This window comes from Algoriphagus sp. oki45 (assembly GCF_036245605.1).
Classification (GTDB): domain Bacteria; phylum Bacteroidota; class Bacteroidia; order Cytophagales; family Cyclobacteriaceae; genus Algoriphagus.
On record NZ_BTPC01000006.1, the window covers coordinates 43,000 to 58,066 of the forward strand.

Annotated in this window: 14 protein-coding genes; 4 read left to right on the top strand and 10 right to left on the bottom strand. The window is 42.9% G+C overall.

What is annotated here, in order from left to right; all coding sequences use genetic code 11:
- Window positions 1–119: 119 nt before the first annotated feature.
- The 4 genes from dnaE (at window position 120) to selD (ending at window position 6,986) form a co-directional block, all read left to right on the top strand.
- Window positions 120–4,406, top strand: coding sequence for a DNA polymerase III subunit alpha (gene dnaE, locus AAA942_RS19605; protein ID WP_338222004.1), 4,287 nt, complete (start codon window positions 120–122; stop codon window positions 4,404–4,406).
- Between the two features lie 124 nt (window positions 4,407–4,530).
- The gene (gene trxA, locus AAA942_RS19610; protein ID WP_338222005.1) at window positions 4,531–4,851 is read left to right on the top strand and encodes a thioredoxin; all 321 of its coding nucleotides are present in this window, start codon (window positions 4,531–4,533) and stop codon (window positions 4,849–4,851) included.
- 67 nt (window positions 4,852–4,918) lie between these two features.
- The gene (gene mnmH, locus AAA942_RS19615; RefSeq protein WP_338222006.1) at window positions 4,919–5,956 is read left to right on the top strand and encodes a tRNA 2-selenouridine(34) synthase MnmH; all 1,038 of its coding nucleotides are present in this window, start codon (window positions 4,919–4,921) and stop codon (window positions 5,954–5,956) included.
- Window positions 5,946–6,986, top strand: a complete 1,041-nt coding sequence (selD, locus tag AAA942_RS19620; protein WP_338222007.1) for a selenide, water dikinase SelD — start codon at window positions 5,946–5,948, stop codon at window positions 6,984–6,986. The genes mnmH and selD overlap by 11 nt, the downstream gene beginning before the upstream one ends.
- 112 nt (window positions 6,987–7,098) lie before the next feature.
- Here selD and AAA942_RS19625 read toward each other — a convergent pair whose 3' ends face one another.
- The 10 genes from AAA942_RS19625 to AAA942_RS19670 all read right to left on the bottom strand — a co-directional run bounded on the left by AAA942_RS19625 (window position 7,099) and on the right by AAA942_RS19670 (window position 15,041).
- Complete coding sequence (locus tag AAA942_RS19625) at window positions 7,099–7,575, bottom strand: hypothetical protein (protein WP_338222008.1); 477 nt, start codon at window positions 7,573–7,575, stop codon at window positions 7,099–7,101.
- Window positions 7,535–8,623: a hypothetical protein gene (locus AAA942_RS19630; protein WP_338222009.1), complete on the bottom strand. Its 1,089-nt coding sequence runs from the start codon at window positions 8,621–8,623 to the stop codon at window positions 7,535–7,537. The genes AAA942_RS19625 and AAA942_RS19630 overlap by 41 nt, the downstream gene beginning before the upstream one ends.
- Window positions 8,624–8,689: 66 nt before the next feature.
- On the bottom strand, window positions 8,690–8,917 hold the full coding sequence (locus tag AAA942_RS19635; RefSeq protein ID WP_338222010.1) for a hypothetical protein: 228 nt from the start codon (window positions 8,915–8,917) through the stop codon (window positions 8,690–8,692).
- A 106-nt stretch (window positions 8,918–9,023) separates the two neighbouring features.
- Entirely contained in the window at window positions 9,024–9,578 is a 555-nt protein-coding gene (locus AAA942_RS19640; protein WP_338222011.1) for a DUF502 domain-containing protein, read from the bottom strand.
- Between the two features lie 68 nt (window positions 9,579–9,646).
- Window positions 9,647–10,273 (bottom strand): 3-keto-disaccharide hydrolase, encoded by a 627-nt coding sequence (locus tag AAA942_RS19645; protein ID WP_338222012.1) that lies wholly within the window; start codon window positions 10,271–10,273, stop codon window positions 9,647–9,649.
- 121 nt (window positions 10,274–10,394) lie between these two features.
- On the bottom strand, window positions 10,395–11,006 hold the full coding sequence (gene nqrE / locus AAA942_RS19650) for an NADH:ubiquinone reductase (Na(+)-transporting) subunit E (RefSeq protein ID WP_338222013.1): 612 nt from the start codon (window positions 11,004–11,006) through the stop codon (window positions 10,395–10,397).
- Between the two features lie 15 nt (window positions 11,007–11,021).
- A complete protein-coding gene (locus tag AAA942_RS19655; RefSeq protein ID WP_338222014.1) occupies window positions 11,022–11,705 on the bottom strand; it encodes an NADH:ubiquinone reductase (Na(+)-transporting) subunit D in 684 nt (227 codons plus the stop codon).
- A gap of 34 nt (window positions 11,706–11,739) precedes the next feature.
- Window positions 11,740–12,507, bottom strand: coding sequence for an NADH:ubiquinone reductase (Na(+)-transporting) subunit C (nqrC, locus tag AAA942_RS19660; RefSeq protein ID WP_338222015.1), 768 nt, complete (start codon window positions 12,505–12,507; stop codon window positions 11,740–11,742).
- A complete protein-coding gene (locus tag AAA942_RS19665) occupies window positions 12,494–13,693 on the bottom strand; it encodes an NADH:ubiquinone reductase (Na(+)-transporting) subunit B (RefSeq protein WP_338222016.1) in 1,200 nt (399 codons plus the stop codon). Before AAA942_RS19665 ends, nqrC begins: the two co-directional genes overlap by 14 nt.
- A gap of 4 nt (window positions 13,694–13,697) precedes the next feature.
- Window positions 13,698–15,041: a Na(+)-translocating NADH-quinone reductase subunit A gene (locus AAA942_RS19670; protein ID WP_338222017.1), complete on the bottom strand. Its 1,344-nt coding sequence runs from the start codon at window positions 15,039–15,041 to the stop codon at window positions 13,698–13,700.
- Between the last annotated feature and the right edge of the window lie 26 nt (window positions 15,042–15,067).

Consider the following 15,067-nt stretch of genomic DNA (forward strand, 5'->3'; position numbering starts at 1 on the left):
TTTTTTATCAACAAATATAAGACAATCAGAGTCTTAGACTTTTATTGTGACAATTCCCGCCAATCGATTTTTTGCTTGGGCATAATCCCCTAATTTGAAGCCTCATTACCGCTAGAAGTATGTACATTATATTTGATACCGAGACTACCGGTTTGCCCCGGGACTACAATGCTCCCATGTCCGATGTGGATAATTGGCCCAGGCTGGTTCAGATCGCCTGGCAGTTGCACGATGCCCGAGGCAAGCTCATTTCCAATCACAATTACATCATCCGCCCGGAGGGATTTACCATTCCCTACAATGCCGAAAAAGTCCACGGCATCTCTACCAAGCGAGCATTAGCCGAGGGGCATGACCTGAAGGAAATCCTCCAAGTCTTCCGAGAGGATGTAGTTCAGGCCAAATTCTTGGTAGGCCATAATATCGGGTTTGATATCAATGTGGTGGGTTCAGAATACCTGCGCGCTGAGCTGGTGATGCCACTGGAAAGCAAGGCTGAGCTTGATACGAAAGACATCTCCACAGATTTCTGTGCTCTTCCCGGCGGGAAAGGTGGGAAATTCAAATGGCCAACCCTGACGGAACTGCATCAAAAGCTTTTTGGAGTCGGATTTGACGATGCACACGATGCGGCCTATGACGTGGATGCCACGGCCCGATGCTTCTTTGGACTGATCACTCAGGGCGTGCAAAAACCCGAACCTGGAATTTTGCTCGAAGAGGTAATCTATGAGGCGCCTAAGCTGGCAGAAGCCAATTTTGTCCAAGCGAAAGACGAGCAAAAGGCTGCTAAAGACATTTTGAAGCAAGCCGGCAAAGCGGATATCTCTGATTTGGCAGATGTTCCATTTACCCATCTCCATGTCCACACTCAATACTCCGTACTCCAAGCTACCTCCGAAATCCCTGCCATCGTAGCCAAAGCCAAATCCATGGGCATGTCTGCTGTAGCCATGACCGACCACGGAAACATGATGGGAGCTTTCCATTTCGTAAAGGAAGCGATGGGGAAAGAACTCAAACCAATTTTGGGATGTGAGTTTAATCTCTGCCGGGACCGAAAAAACAAAGCCAATAAGGATGACGGCTATCAAACCGTCCTAATTGCCAAAAACAAAGCCGGCTATCACAATCTGGCTAAGTTGGCCTCCTATGCCAATATTGAAGGGTTTTACTACTTACCTCGAATTGACAAAGAAGTCTTGGTCCAATACAAAGGGGACTTGATTGCCACCACAGGAGGTCTTTGGGGGGAAATTCCTTATCTGATTCTCAATGTAGGTGAAACCCAAGCCGAGGAAGCTTTCCTTTGGTGGAAAGAGCAGTTCGGGGAGGACTTCTACGTGGAGCTCAATCGACACGGGATACCCGAAGAAGAAAAAGTAAATGAGGTACTTCTCGAGTTTGCGAAGCGATATAATGTCAAGTATTTCGCAGCGAACAACACCTACTACAACGACAAAGGAGACGCCAAAGCTCATGACATTTTGCTCTGTGTGAAGGATGGTGAACTCGTAGAAAAGCCCAAAAAATACATCGGCAAGCGAGGCCGAGAGTTCCGATATGGGTTTCCCAATGATGAGTTTTACCTCAAGAGTCCCGAGGAGATGAAAAAGCTATTCGCGGACCTTCCTGAAGCCATAGCATGCACTCAGGAAATCGTGGACAAGTGCGAAGCTTACAAGCTAGCCAGGGAGGTATTGCTTCCCAAATTTGACATTCCTGAGGAATTCAAGCATGCAGAGGATGAGGTAGATGGAGGAAAGCGAGGGGAAAATGCTTACCTACGCTACCTGACCTATGAAGGCGCCAAAAAACGGTACAAAGAAATTACCCCGGAGATTCAGGAGCGATTGGATTTTGAATTGGCAACAATCGAAAAAACAGGATATCCAGGCTATTTTTTGATTGTCCAGGACTTTACCCGAGCTGCTCGGGACATGGGGGTATCCGTAGGCCCGGGACGGGGGTCTGCGGCTGGTTCGGCTGTAGCCTACTGTGTAGGAATTACCAATGTAGATCCCATTGAGTACGATCTGCTTTTTGAGAGATTTCTGAATCCGGACCGGGTATCCCTTCCCGATATTGACATCGACTTTGACGATGAAGGACGACAGGATGTCATCGACTATGTGATTAAAAAATACGGTTCCAATCAAGTCGCTCAAATCATCACCTACGGCACCATGGCCGCAAAATCTGCGATCCGAGATACCGCCCGGGTGCTCAATTTACCATTGCAGGAGGCCGGACGCTTAGCCAATTTGGTTCCGGATATCAAATTAAAAGCCTTGTTTGATCTTGCAAAAAATCGTCCTTCCCTTCACGAAAAGCTCAAAGGACAGGGGGAACTGATCCAAAAAGCAGAAGAATTGCTTCGGATCGCACAGGGACAGGACGAACTGGCCAAAACAGTCAATCAGGCAACGGTCCTGGAGGGTTCGGTAAGGAATACGGGAATCCATGCCTGTGGGGTAATCATCACTCCGGATGACATCACCAATTTTGTCCCGGTTGCTTTGGCTAAGGACTCAGACATGTTTTGCACCCAGTTTGACAACTCGGTTGTAGAATCCGCCGGCCTGCTGAAGATGGACTTTTTGGGTCTCAAAACCCTGACTTTGATCAAAGATGCGATCAAAATCGTCAAAGAACGCCACGGAGTAGCGCTCGATTCAGATGCCTTTCCTATAGATGACATCAAGACCTACGAACTTTTCCAGAGAGGTGAGACGGTTGGCATTTTCCAATATGAAAGTCCCGGAATGCAGAAATACATGCGGGATTTGAAACCCACAGCTTTTGCCGATTTGATTGCCATGAATGCGCTCTACCGTCCGGGACCTTTGGCCTACATCCCGGAGTTTATTGATCGAAAGCACGGCAAAAAAGAAATCACCTATGACCTCGATGATATGAAGGAGTATCTCGAGGAGACCTATGGGATTACCGTTTACCAGGAGCAAGTCATGCTCCTTTCCCAAAAACTCGCCGGCTTTACCAAAGGTGAGGCAGACGTGCTACGTAAAGCCATGGGTAAAAAGCAAAAGGACGTACTGGACAAGATGAAACCCAAATTCATCGAGCAAGCAGCTGCAAAAGGACATGAACCAAAAAAACTGGAAAAGATATGGACGGATTGGGAAGCTTTTGCCTCCTATGCCTTCAACAAGTCCCACTCCACCTGCTATGCCTGGATAGCTTATCAGACAGCCTACCTCAAAGCCCACTATCCTGCAGAGTATATGGCTTCAGTACTCAGTAACAACATGAATGACATCACTCAGGTGACTTTCTTCATGGAGGAGTGCAAACGGATGGGGATCCTGGTTTTGGGTCCAGATGTCAACGAATCCAAAAGCGGCTTTACGGTCAATGCCGCTGGAGAAATCCGCTTTGGACTGGCAGCCATCAAGGGAGCAGGAGCGGCCGCAGTAGAGGAAATCATCAAGGAAAGAGAGAAAGGCGGATTCTTCAAAAATATCTTTGACTTTGCCAAGCGGGTAAATTCCCGGGCCCTGAACAAAAAGACGATGGAAGCTTTAGCCATGGCAGGAGGATTTGACTGCTTCAAAGAGCATCATCGCCGTCAATATCTGGAAGCTCCCGATGGAGACATTACACTCATAGAAAAAGCGACCAAATATGCCCAAAAAGTGCAGCAGGAGGAAGAAAGTGCACAAGTCAGCCTTTTCGGAGGCGGTGGCGGAAATGCTGAAATCCCCTTGCCTTCCGTGGCACCGATGGAGCCCTTCTCACAGATTCAACAATTGAATATCGAAAAGGAAGTGGTTGGGCTTTTTATTTCCGGGCATCCTTTGGATCAATACAAGCTGGAAATCGAATCTTTTACCAATTGTGCCCTGACAGCCCTTTCGGATTTGGAGAGTCTGAGAGGGAAAGAACTGAAAATGGCGGGCTCAGTGGCTTCTTTTGCCCATAGAACCACCAAAAAAGGTAATCCTTTTGGTACCTTGACTCTGGAAGATTATCACGGGTCTCACACCTTCTTCCTCTTTGGGGAGGACTATGTCAAGTACAAAGAATACTTCATGACGGGGTGGTTTATTTTCCTCACAGGAAAAGCGGAACAGCGAAAATGGGGTAATGAAAACGAGCTGGAATTCAAGATAAATACCATGATGCTCCTCAGTGAAGTCAGGGGAAAAATGGTAAAGGGAATCCGGGTGCATATCGACTTGGATGATCTGAATTTGGACCTGATGGAAAAATTGGAGGCCATCACCACCAAATACAAAGGGGCAGCCAAGCTATTTATTGATGTGATTGACAAAAAAGAAAACATCACCTTGGAGCTCTTTTCCAAAAAATTCACCGTGGACCCCAGTTCGGAGATGATTCAGGAACTAAAATCCATCCCGGAAGTAATTTACAGGGTGATTTGAAAGCAAATCATCGACAGAAACTATGATTCATAGACATTTATTTCAAACACTGAGGAACTAATCGGGCGACGATTCACTTTCTCTGATATATTTGAAAATCCGAACAGAATCAAACAAAAATAAAATGGGAAAAGCAATTGAAATCACCGACGCGAATTTTGAGGAAATCATCTCCGGTGATCAGCCAGTATTGGTAGACTTTTGGGCAGAGTGGTGTGGACCATGTAAAATGATCGGCCCCGTAGTAGAGCAAATGGCGGCAGAATATGAGGGCAAAGCAGTCATCGGTAAGGTGGATGTGGACTCCAATCCTTCTGTAGCTCAGGCTTTCGGAATCCGCTCTATCCCTACGCTGCTGTTCTTCAAAGATGGACAGATTGTAGACAAGCAAATCGGCGCTGTGCCAAAAGCAGTCCTAGCTCAAAAGCTGGATGCACAACTTTAATTCTTAATTACACTGAGAATCGAGCCGTGGAGATATCTTCACGGCTTTTTTTATCTTCACCACCAATATGGCCGAGACAATGATTTCCTTGGATGAGATTTGGACTTTGCGAGAGCAAATTCCAATGATCGATGCCCGAAGTGAAGGGGAATTTGCCCAAAGCCATATCCCGGGAGCTTTCAATCTTCCCATTCTGAATGATTCAGAAAGGACTGAAGTAGGAACCCTATATAAACAAAAAGGCCCTGAGGAGGCAATTTTGAAGGGTTTTGAATTGGTAGGACCTCGTTTTCATCTGATTCAAAAAGAAGCACTTTCTAAATTTCCCGGGAAAAAGATTATCGTCTATTGCTGGAGAGGAGGTATGCGGAGTCAGATTCTTTCCTGGCTTTTGAGCATGGCGGGATTTGAAATCTTTCGGCTCAAAGGGGGATATAAAACCTATCGGAATTTCACTTTTAAGGAGGTCCGAAAAGATCTTCGCTTTTTGGTTTTGGGAGGAAAAACAGGAGTGGGTAAAACCCAACTTTTAAAAACTCTTGCACAAAGAGGTGAACAGGTCCTAGACCTCGAAGGATTAGCCAATCATCGAGGGTCCTCTTTTGGATCCATCGGGCTTCCTCCCCAGCCGAGTGTGGAGCAGTTTGAGAATCTTTTGGCAGAAATGATTCGCAGGTTAGATTCCACCCAGCCTGTTTGGGTAGAAAATGAAAGCCGAAAAATCGGCCGGGTGATTCTACCGGATCGGTTTTTTGAGCAAATGCTCCAAAGTCCATTCATAGATATTCAAAAAACAGAAGAAGAGCGAATCGAACACATCGCAGAGGAATATGCCCAACTTCCCAAATCAGACCTGATTCAAGCCGTGAAAAGGCTTCAGAAGCGTTTGGGTGGTCTCAGAACTCAGGAAGCGATTGCTGCAATTGAATCAGAAGATCATGCCTCCTGGATTAGAAATCTTTTGATCTATTACGACAAAACCTACGATTTTGACTTGGAACGGCATCAGGAAGAAAAAACAAAACATCTGGATTTGAGTCATCTTTCTATAGAGAACCAAATCCATCAACTTTTACAGGCTAAAAACCAGCTTTATGGAAACTAACCCAATACGACTGACAGAATGGAGCGAAGGGTCAGGCTGTGGCTGCAAGATTGCTCCCGCGATTTTGGAGCAAATCCTGGCTTCAAGCGGATCCTTTTCCCAAAAAGACCCCAATCTCCTGGTGGGCAATTCTTCCAAAGACGATGCAGCAGTCTATCAGGTCTCGGAAGACTTGGCTGTCATCAACACGGTTGATTTTTTTACCCCGATTGTCGATGATCCATTTGATTTCGGCAGAATTTCGGCTGCCAATGCGATTTCAGACATCTATGCCATGGGGGGCAAACCCATTTTCGCCAATGCAATTTTGAGTTGGCCGGTGGAAAAGCTGGCTCCAGAGCTTGCAGCGAAGGTATTGGAAGGAGCCAAAAGTATTTGTAATTCAGCAGGAATTGAGCTTGCCGGCGGACATAGTATTGCCGCAAAGGAGCCGATTTTTGGACTATCAGTCAATGGGATCATTCATCCCAAAAAGATCAAAACCAACACCGGTGCCAAAGAAGGGGATTTGATTTTTTTGACCAAACCGATCGGCATCGGCGTTTTGGCTACGGCCTTGAAAAGAGGCAAAATCCAGGAAAAAGACTATTGGAATCTTCTGGATACTGCATGTAAGCTAAACTCTATCGGAGAGATCCTAGGCAATCATGAGGAAGTCCACGCCATGACCGACGTGACTGGATTTGGACTGTTGGGCCACCTGATTGAGATGGCGGAAGGGGCTGGATTGAGTGCTGAAATCGAATTGGGCAGAATTCCTTTGATTGAAGGGATACAGGACTACATCAACCAGTTTATTTTCCCGGACAATACTTACCGAAACTGGAATGCCTTCAGTTCTAAAGTCACCGGAATTCAGGGAATGGATTTGGTCAAATTCTGCGATCCTCAGACCAGTGGTGGTTTACTGATTGCAGTTGCTCCTGAAAACAAGGACTGGTTTGAAGCCACCATGAAGCAGGAAAATCAGGTTTTTTGGGAATTAGGAAATTTTAGAAAAATGAAAACACATATTATTTATTCAAAATAATTTAATGAGATTTTTGAAATCAATTGTTTAACAATTATCCATAAAAAGGAATTTAAGATTATAGATTTATCCAATATAAACTCAAAACTTGGCTGTTAAAAAAATATTTACTTTAATCTACCTCCAAGAATTCAATTCCAATTTGAAAAAATTCTTTTGTGTTAATACTATTAAGTTTATTGATAGATAGTAAATCATTGTCTTTATAAAAAAGAATAAATATTCCATAGCCACTAGATATTTTTAGAAAATCCTCCTCCTTAACAAAAACAACGTTCCCGATCTTCGAGTCCAATTGAAGAAGCTCATATTTTGCTTTTTGTTCCAAAATCGGAATAATATTAAAATATTTACTTACAATATCATTTTTTAATTGAAGAATCACTTCATCAACACATTTACCACATGACCCCAGATCTAACAATAAAAAAACAGATCGACTTTCATGAGAAATAGGGTCATAGTAATAACTATCTAACATTGAATCAAGCTCATTTGAAGGAGCAGAATTACAAGATAATAAAAAAAATGTGAATAAAATTAAGATTTTACAATTTAAATCTTTCAAATACAATATAATCTTCTTCATTAGATTTTTTTCGTATATAGAACTCTCCATTGGCAAAAAAGGAATTCTTTAGTATATATTTATTATTAGGCAATTCAAATACATTGATAATTTTATTTAAATTGATATCATAATGTATGAGATTAACTTTCCTTAGAGGATCCCTTAAAGGGGATTTAACTCCATATGAAAAAGTTCTTATCAATGTATTCGAACCTTTATCTAAAAATATTGGACCAAAAATTGAAACCGAATTCATTTTGAGAAGCCAATCCTCAGATTCAAATACATAGTTATTATTTTCAAATGGTGGAGTAATTCTTGGTCCGAAATAACTATCTGTCATTTCTAAGATTTTTTCAGTAGCTAAATCACGGACAAAAATGGTATTTGAATTTGGAAAAGAATAATAGACTTGATTCTCAGATTTATCATGAACCTGGTATATATAGTCAAAGGCAAATGCCCCCCAGTCACCTTCTTGAAAATAAACCTCAGGATAATGATCAAAAAGCTCAACTTTCCTATTTCTTACATCAAATTTCAATATTGGTTGAAATTCTCGAAAATAATTTCCCCACATAATTGAATTATAATAAAATGCATCTTCAGTTATTATAATTGGACTTACGTTTGAGGAATAAGGACTTTGTCTTAATGATAAATCAATTAATTCAAATTTATCTAAAATCTCGCCTTTAAAATTTGACCAATAAGAAGTTCTACCTTTCCCGAAAAGAAAAATGGAATCCATACCGAAATGAGAATATGTCATAACTCCACGATGAATACCCATTTCACCTACCTCAAATTCTAGTCTGTTTACAAATTGTTTGGACTCAAAATCATAGTAGTAAATTGAATTAGTCAAGTCATTCAAAAAAGTGAAATATAAAGAGTCATTTTTTTCTACTATCTCCATCCCATGAAAATAATCTGGTGTTAGGGAGTCTAATTCAAATTTTATTTCTTCAATGGCTACAAGCTTTTTTATGGAACTTGAAACATTAGGATTTTGACACCCAAAAACAATTATAGCTAAAGGAAGTAGAATAAAGGAAGATTTCATTCGGAACAATATATTAAAACATCCCATACATCAGAAAGATGCATGGGATATGAATAAAAAGATTTTTTAGGTGGAAGCAGTAAAATTACAATCTTTTACTTGTGGACCAGAAATAACAAACCCACACTTCGGAATAATATCTCCCCCTCGACAAGTAGCATCATTTGTCTGTAAAGTAACACACTCCCCTCCACTTCCCTCTCCAGGGTCAACACTGGCTTGACCAAATACGGCAATTGAACTTAAGCTCGCAACTACCCCAAGTGCGAATAAAATCTTAGAATACTTTTTCATGCTTTTTTTTTTAGATAGATAACCTTGAAAACTGTATAGTCAAAGAAAGAAAGAAAGAAAGAAAGAAAGAAGCAAGGAGTTAGTTGGTTTTTTTTTTAATTTTTTTTCAGGTCAAACTGGACACCCCACCTGACACCATAAACTTCATCACATCCGAGCTTTTCACCCCTCGAAGCGGAGTCACCTTTTCCTTTTTGACTAAAAATACATTTCCGGACACATTGTAACTATGCGGAAAATACACCGCTACCATGTCTTCTTTTCCCACCACGGACATATCTTCTTGCGTGATAAAACCCAAGCGACACATAGAGTCCGAAATTTCCACAATGACCGGAGAGCTGAATTTTTTCTTTTCCCCCACAAAAGCCCCCATCAAATCCTTGATAGAAGTATAAAGCAGGTTAACCAAAGGAATCTTAAACACTCCCCGCTCAAACCACTCAAAGAAAGGCTTGGTGAAGAAGAGACTGGCCAAATAGCCAATAAAGGTAATCAGGGCCAAAACCATCAAAATCCCGATACCGGGAATAGGCACAGGAATCAGATTATCCAGAAAAACGAAAATGGCATACATCACATAAATGGTGACAGCCAAGGGGGTGAGAAAAAGTAATCCTCGAAAGAAGTAGGATAAGATTCTGCGATAGGTAAAAGCCATATAAAACGTGTTTCAAAAAAAATGCCCAATCAGAAGAAAAGGCATTTTATTGTTGGTCTTCAGGGATTTCAGTCTAAAATTTTCACTTTGACACTTCGGTAGTAAATCACGCTTTCCGGGTCATGGGCCTGAAGAGCGATGGTTCCGCTACTCAGCTTCTTTGTACCCAAATCGCCACCCCGCTTTTCGTCCTTGGACTCATCGTATTCATTGATGGTTTGGCCATTTACTTTGACCGTAATTTTACTTCCTTCTACAATTACATGTTCGGTATACCATTCTCCATCTTCTACATATACTTCCCGGACATCCTGGAAAGAATACACACTGCCTGTTTTTCTCCAGTCTCCATGGCTTTGATTTACCTGAATTTCATAGCCTACATTGGGCCACCCGGTATCTTGGTATTCGGTATGGATAAATATGCCGGAATTGGCCTTAGGCATGGTCTTTACCTCTACCATCAGCTCGAAGTTTTTGAAGTCATGATCGCCAACAGGCCCCACATAAAAGGCATGTCCACGAGGTCCGGCCACTTTGATGACCCCATCTTCTACCGTGAAGGAACCTGGGTTTTCAGAAACTTTCCAACCATCCAGGTTATTTCCATTGAAAAGCTCGATCCATTCTCCCTTTTGAGCAAAAACAGCCACAGAAAGAAAGGTGAAGGCAAAAAGGAAAGTAAGTTTTTTCATAAGGCAAGGTTTTGATTAGCAAGGATCAAGATAAAGCATATTTGGCAAGATTACTTTACCATCAAAAACAAAAAAGCTCCGAAGAATCTCTCCGGAGCCATTTTTTTATGATCAGGTGATTTTACAAATCAATTCCCATGAAGGACATGAAGGCAATACCCATCAAACCGGTCAAAAGCATGGTAATTCCCAAGCCTTTCAAGCCGTCAGGAACTGCAGAATACTTTAATTTTTCACGGATAGCAGCCAATGCTACGATAGCCAAGAAGAACCCTGTACCTGAACCAAATCCATAAACTGCAGATTCAGCAAAAGTATAATCTCTCTGAGCCATGAAGAGAGAGCCACCCAAGATCGCACAGTTTACCGCAATCAATGGAAGGAAGATACCCAACTGACCATATAGAGCAGGAGCAAATTTTTCGACAACCATCTCTACCAACTGCACCATCGCTGCGATGATGGCGATAAACATGATAAAGCGAAGGAAAGTCAAATCAACAGACGCTAAAGATGCGTTTGCCCAAGCCAAGGCTCCTTCTTTCAATACAAATTCGTTCAATAACCAGTTGACAGGAACAGTTACCGTCAATACGAAAATAACTGCAGCACCCAAGCCAAGGGCTGTGCTTACTTTTTTGGAAACGGCAAGGAAAGAACACATCCCCAAGAAGTAGGCGAAAACCATGTTGTCGATAAAGATCGACCGGATTCCAAGATTAATTAAGTCCATTTTTCTAAGCGATTTTTAGTGTTCAACATATCCTGTTTTGGTACGCTGTACCCAGATGATCAATCCCAAGATGATAAATGCACCTACAGGAGAAACCATCAAGCCATTGGTAGCTAACTTGAAGTCAGGACCAAAAAGACCGGAAACATAATCAAATACAGGAACCCCAAATACTGAACCTGAACCCCACAACTCACGGAAGAAGGCTACTGCCAAGATGATCCAGGAATAACCCAAGGCAGAACCCAAACCATCGAGGATGGAGTCGTAAGGCTTATTACCCAAAGCAAATGCTTCCAAGCGGCCCATTACGATACAGTTGGTAATGATCAAACCCACAAATACAGAAAGTTCTTTGTACATGTCGTAGGCGAAAGCTTTCAGCACCTCGGATACCAAGGTTACCAAAGTAGCAACCACAGCCAATTGTACGATAATTCGAACTCGGGTTGGGATGGTATTTCTCAATAAGGAGATGGCCAAGTTGGACATCACTACTACGAAAATTACTGATATCGCCATTACTAGGGTTGGCTTCATCTGGGTGGTTACCGCCAAAGCAGAACAAATCCCCAATACCTGAATGGTGATCGGATTATCATCTACTAAAGGGTCAGTAACCAGTTTTTTTCTACGCTTGGAAAGAAGGGCCTCTGCCGGCTTCTTTTCAATCGCTTTTTCTATAGTTTCAGCACTCATAGGTCTTTATTTCTAGAAAGGTGGAAAGTTGAGATTAAATAGCCTCGGCGACTGCCTGATTACTCTTTTTGGATTCGATGAAAGACTTGTAGTAGCCTAGGTAGTTTTGCAGCATGGAATTTACTCCGTTACCGGTAATAGTGGCTCCGGACATACCGTCTACTTTATGCGGATCGGAAGAATAATCCTTACCCTCACCCTTCTGCATGGAAATGGCAACCAATTCACCACTTTCATTGAATATTTCCTTTCCAACATATCTCTCTTGTACTCCCGGCTCAGTAATTCTTGCTCCCAAACCCGGAGTTTCACCGGCATGAGCTAGGGTAATCCCTCCCACAGTATTCATATCTGTATCCAAAGCCAGGTAGCCCCAGATCGCATCCCACAAACCAGCTCCATAAAGAGGGAAAACGTAGGATTCAACTGCTTCATTATTTCCTTCAGCATGGAAGATGAAAACAGGGAACAAGCGCTGATCAGCAGGCTTTTTGTAGTTCTTAGCAATGTCTACATTTTCAGCAGTGACAGGCACACCAGCTTGTTCAGTTACTTCTTTGCCATTGATATCCACCACCACAGAAGAAATTCTGTTGGCATAAAACGCATTGATTTGCTCAGGGGTCATAGCGTCGATTTCCTCGCCGGAAATCACAGCACCCAAGATTTGCTTTTTCTTGTCCAAGGCAATGGCTTCTTTTTGCAAAGGACCCAAAACCTGAGAAGTACCTGATAAAAGCAGACCAAGAACCACGGTCAATATGACCGAAAATGTGATAATGTAAACGTTAGACTGTTGCACGTTGTAACCTCCTTGTTTTATTGGCTTTTACTACATAATAATCGATCAAAGGTGCAAACACGTTCATAAACAGAACGGCTAGCATAATACCTTCCGGATAAGCTGGATTGGTAACTCGGATAATCACAGTGAGCATACCGATCAGCAAACCATAAATCCATTTACCTACTTCGGTTTGTGCGGCAGATACCGGGTCAGTGGCCATAAAGATTACTCCAAAAGCCAAACCTCCCATTACCCAGTGGTACTGAGGCGGCATGGCCATAAACTCATTTACAGCGAAAATATTCATCACAAAGCCCATCAAATAGGCACCTGCAAAACCGGATACAATAATTTTCCAGCTAGCTACACCAGTACCGATCAATATCACAGCACCAACTAGCGCCATCAAAGTGGAAGTTTCCCCGATAGAACCGGGAATCCATCCCATAAACATATTAAAGAAGCTAAAATCTGCACCGGTTGAGGCATTGTGTGTGGCTAAGGCATCAACAACCGGAGTTCCTTCTATGCCTGCATTGTAGGCAACCGCCAGAGCGGTAGCACCGGAGAATCCATCAACCGCTGTCTTATCGGACAAGTAAGTCCAAACTTGGTCACCGGAAATCTGAGCAGGATAGGCGAAATAAAGGAATGCTCTCGCAGTCATCGCTACGTTAAGGATATTCATTCCCGTGCCGCCAAAAACTTCCTTACCCACGACTACGGCGAAAATTGTAGCCAAAGCCACTTGCCATAGCGGAATGTAAGGAGGCATGACCAAAGCAATCAGCATGCCCGTCACCAAATAGCCTTCACTGATGGGGTGATTTCTTATCACACAGAAAGTAAACTCGGTGAGCAAACCTACTGCATAAGAAACGATCACAATCGGAAGAACAGACCAAGCTCCAAAGATGGCTTTGTCTATCCAGGTAGCTTCTTCGCCAGTAGCGATAAAGTGTTGGTGTCCAACATTTAAGATACCGAAAAGCAGAGCCGGAATCATGGCAATCACCACGGTAATCATCACTCGCTTCAGATCGGTAGCATCTTTAATTTGAGCACCTTTGGCCTTTGTGGTCAAATCCGGAGCAAAAGCAATGGTTCGGTGACCTTCATAAAGGGTATAAAACTTTTCCCATTTGCCTCCCTTTTCAAAGTTTGGCTTGACACTATCGAAGAGATTTTGTAACGCCTTCATATCTTTAACTATACATTAATAATTCAATCCCATTTCTTACCAACTCCTGCAAATCATTCTTGGAAGGATCTACAAATTCACACAAGGCTACATCTTCCTCGACCAATTCATATAGTCCCAATTCTTCCATTTCATCAAAATCCTCAGCGATAATCGCTTTGAATAGGTAGGTGGGAAGAATGTCCATAGGAAGAACCTTTTCGAACACACCGGAAACGACAAATGGTCTTTCTTCTCCGTGAGTATTGGTATCTACTTTAAATTCCCCTTTGTTGAGGAAAGAAAACATTCCAAGCGCTTTATGGAAGCTCAACTTGGAAGTACTAGGCTTCAACCAGCCCAAGAATTCCTCATAATCACCCTCAGGAATTACTGTGATTTGATTGTGGTAAAATCCAAGATATCCATCCAGACTGATTTTTTCACCTGTCAATACATTGCCTGAAATCACACGAACGTGGCCTGAATTGAGGTTGCCTTTCACGAAAGTGGAAACATTGGCACCAACGAAGGTCTTAACATAGGCAGCTTTGGTAACCTCAGACCCGGTAATCGCGATAGTTCTGGAAGCATCGTAGATGCCTTCCAATACTACTTTCCCGATCTGTACAACTCCAAAAGGGCTAACTGTCCAAACCAGATCTCCCTTATTTATCGGGTCGATATGGTGGATTTGCACGCCTACATTTCCCGCAGGATGAGGCCCGGAGAACTTGTTCACCTGAGCATTCTGAACTCCGGAAAAGACTGCTGGTACTGGCTTGGATCCGTCTACATTGAGATGAACCTTTCCAGAAGTAAGTTTGGTCAAAGCATCGATTCCAGCTTGAAAATACTTCTCTTCTCCCTGAAGAGTAAATCCATAATCCGGAGCCAAAGGATGGGTATCAAAAACAGAGATGAAAATAGCTTTTGGCTTTTCCGCCGGATTGGCTACCACTCCAAAGGGTCTTTGGATGATATTTGGCCACACGCCGGAAGAGGCGAGCTTGGCTGCCAAATCTTCGGAGTTTAGATCGATTTTGCCCAAATTTTCATGAGAGATCGTTTGGTCAGCCAGAATTTTGATTTCGAGGAGCTTTCTTTTATCCCCTCTTTTGATCTCGACAATCTCACCGGAGACAGGAGCTGCATAGATGACCTGATCCATGGCTTTGTCGATCAGGATGGGAGTACCCGCTTTTACGGTATCTCCTTCTTGGACGAGGACTTTGGGGCGTTGGATGCCGGGAAAGTCTGTCGGCTTAAGGGCGAAGGTCTGTGCCGGGGCGAAATTGGCCATCTCCTGAGAGGCCTTTCCTGCCAACTTTAGGTCAAAACCCTTGTTAAGCTTCACTATTTTAGACATATCTGTTTTTGAACTATGAGCTTTTG

Coding starts and splice junctions, on each gene's coding strand:
- dnaE (WP_338222004.1), top strand. CDS start 120: ATGTACATTATATTTGATACCGAGACTACCGGTTTGCCCCGGGACTAC.
- trxA (WP_338222005.1), top strand. CDS start 4,531: ATGGGAAAAGCAATTGAAATCACCGACGCGAATTTTGAGGAAATCATC.
- mnmH (WP_338222006.1), top strand. CDS start 4,919: ATGGCCGAGACAATGATTTCCTTGGATGAGATTTGGACTTTGCGAGAG.
- selD (WP_338222007.1), top strand. CDS start 5,946: ATGGAAACTAACCCAATACGACTGACAGAATGGAGCGAAGGGTCAGGC.
- AAA942_RS19625 (WP_338222008.1), bottom strand. CDS start 7,575: ATGAAGAAGATTATATTGTATTTGAAAGATTTAAATTGTAAAATCTTA.
- AAA942_RS19630 (WP_338222009.1), bottom strand. CDS start 8,623: ATGAAATCTTCCTTTATTCTACTTCCTTTAGCTATAATTGTTTTTGGG.
- AAA942_RS19635 (WP_338222010.1), bottom strand. CDS start 8,917: ATGAAAAAGTATTCTAAGATTTTATTCGCACTTGGGGTAGTTGCGAGC.
- AAA942_RS19640 (WP_338222011.1), bottom strand. CDS start 9,578: ATGGCTTTTACCTATCGCAGAATCTTATCCTACTTCTTTCGAGGATTA.
- AAA942_RS19645 (WP_338222012.1), bottom strand. CDS start 10,273: ATGAAAAAACTTACTTTCCTTTTTGCCTTCACCTTTCTTTCTGTGGCT.
- nqrE (WP_338222013.1), bottom strand. CDS start 11,006: ATGGACTTAATTAATCTTGGAATCCGGTCGATCTTTATCGACAACATG.
- AAA942_RS19655 (WP_338222014.1), bottom strand. CDS start 11,705: ATGAGTGCTGAAACTATAGAAAAAGCGATTGAAAAGAAGCCGGCAGAG.
- AAA942_RS19665 (WP_338222016.1), bottom strand. CDS start 13,693: ATGAAGGCGTTACAAAATCTCTTCGATAGTGTCAAGCCAAACTTTGAA.
- AAA942_RS19670 (WP_338222017.1), bottom strand. CDS start 15,041: ATGTCTAAAATAGTGAAGCTTAACAAGGGTTTTGACCTAAAGTTGGCA.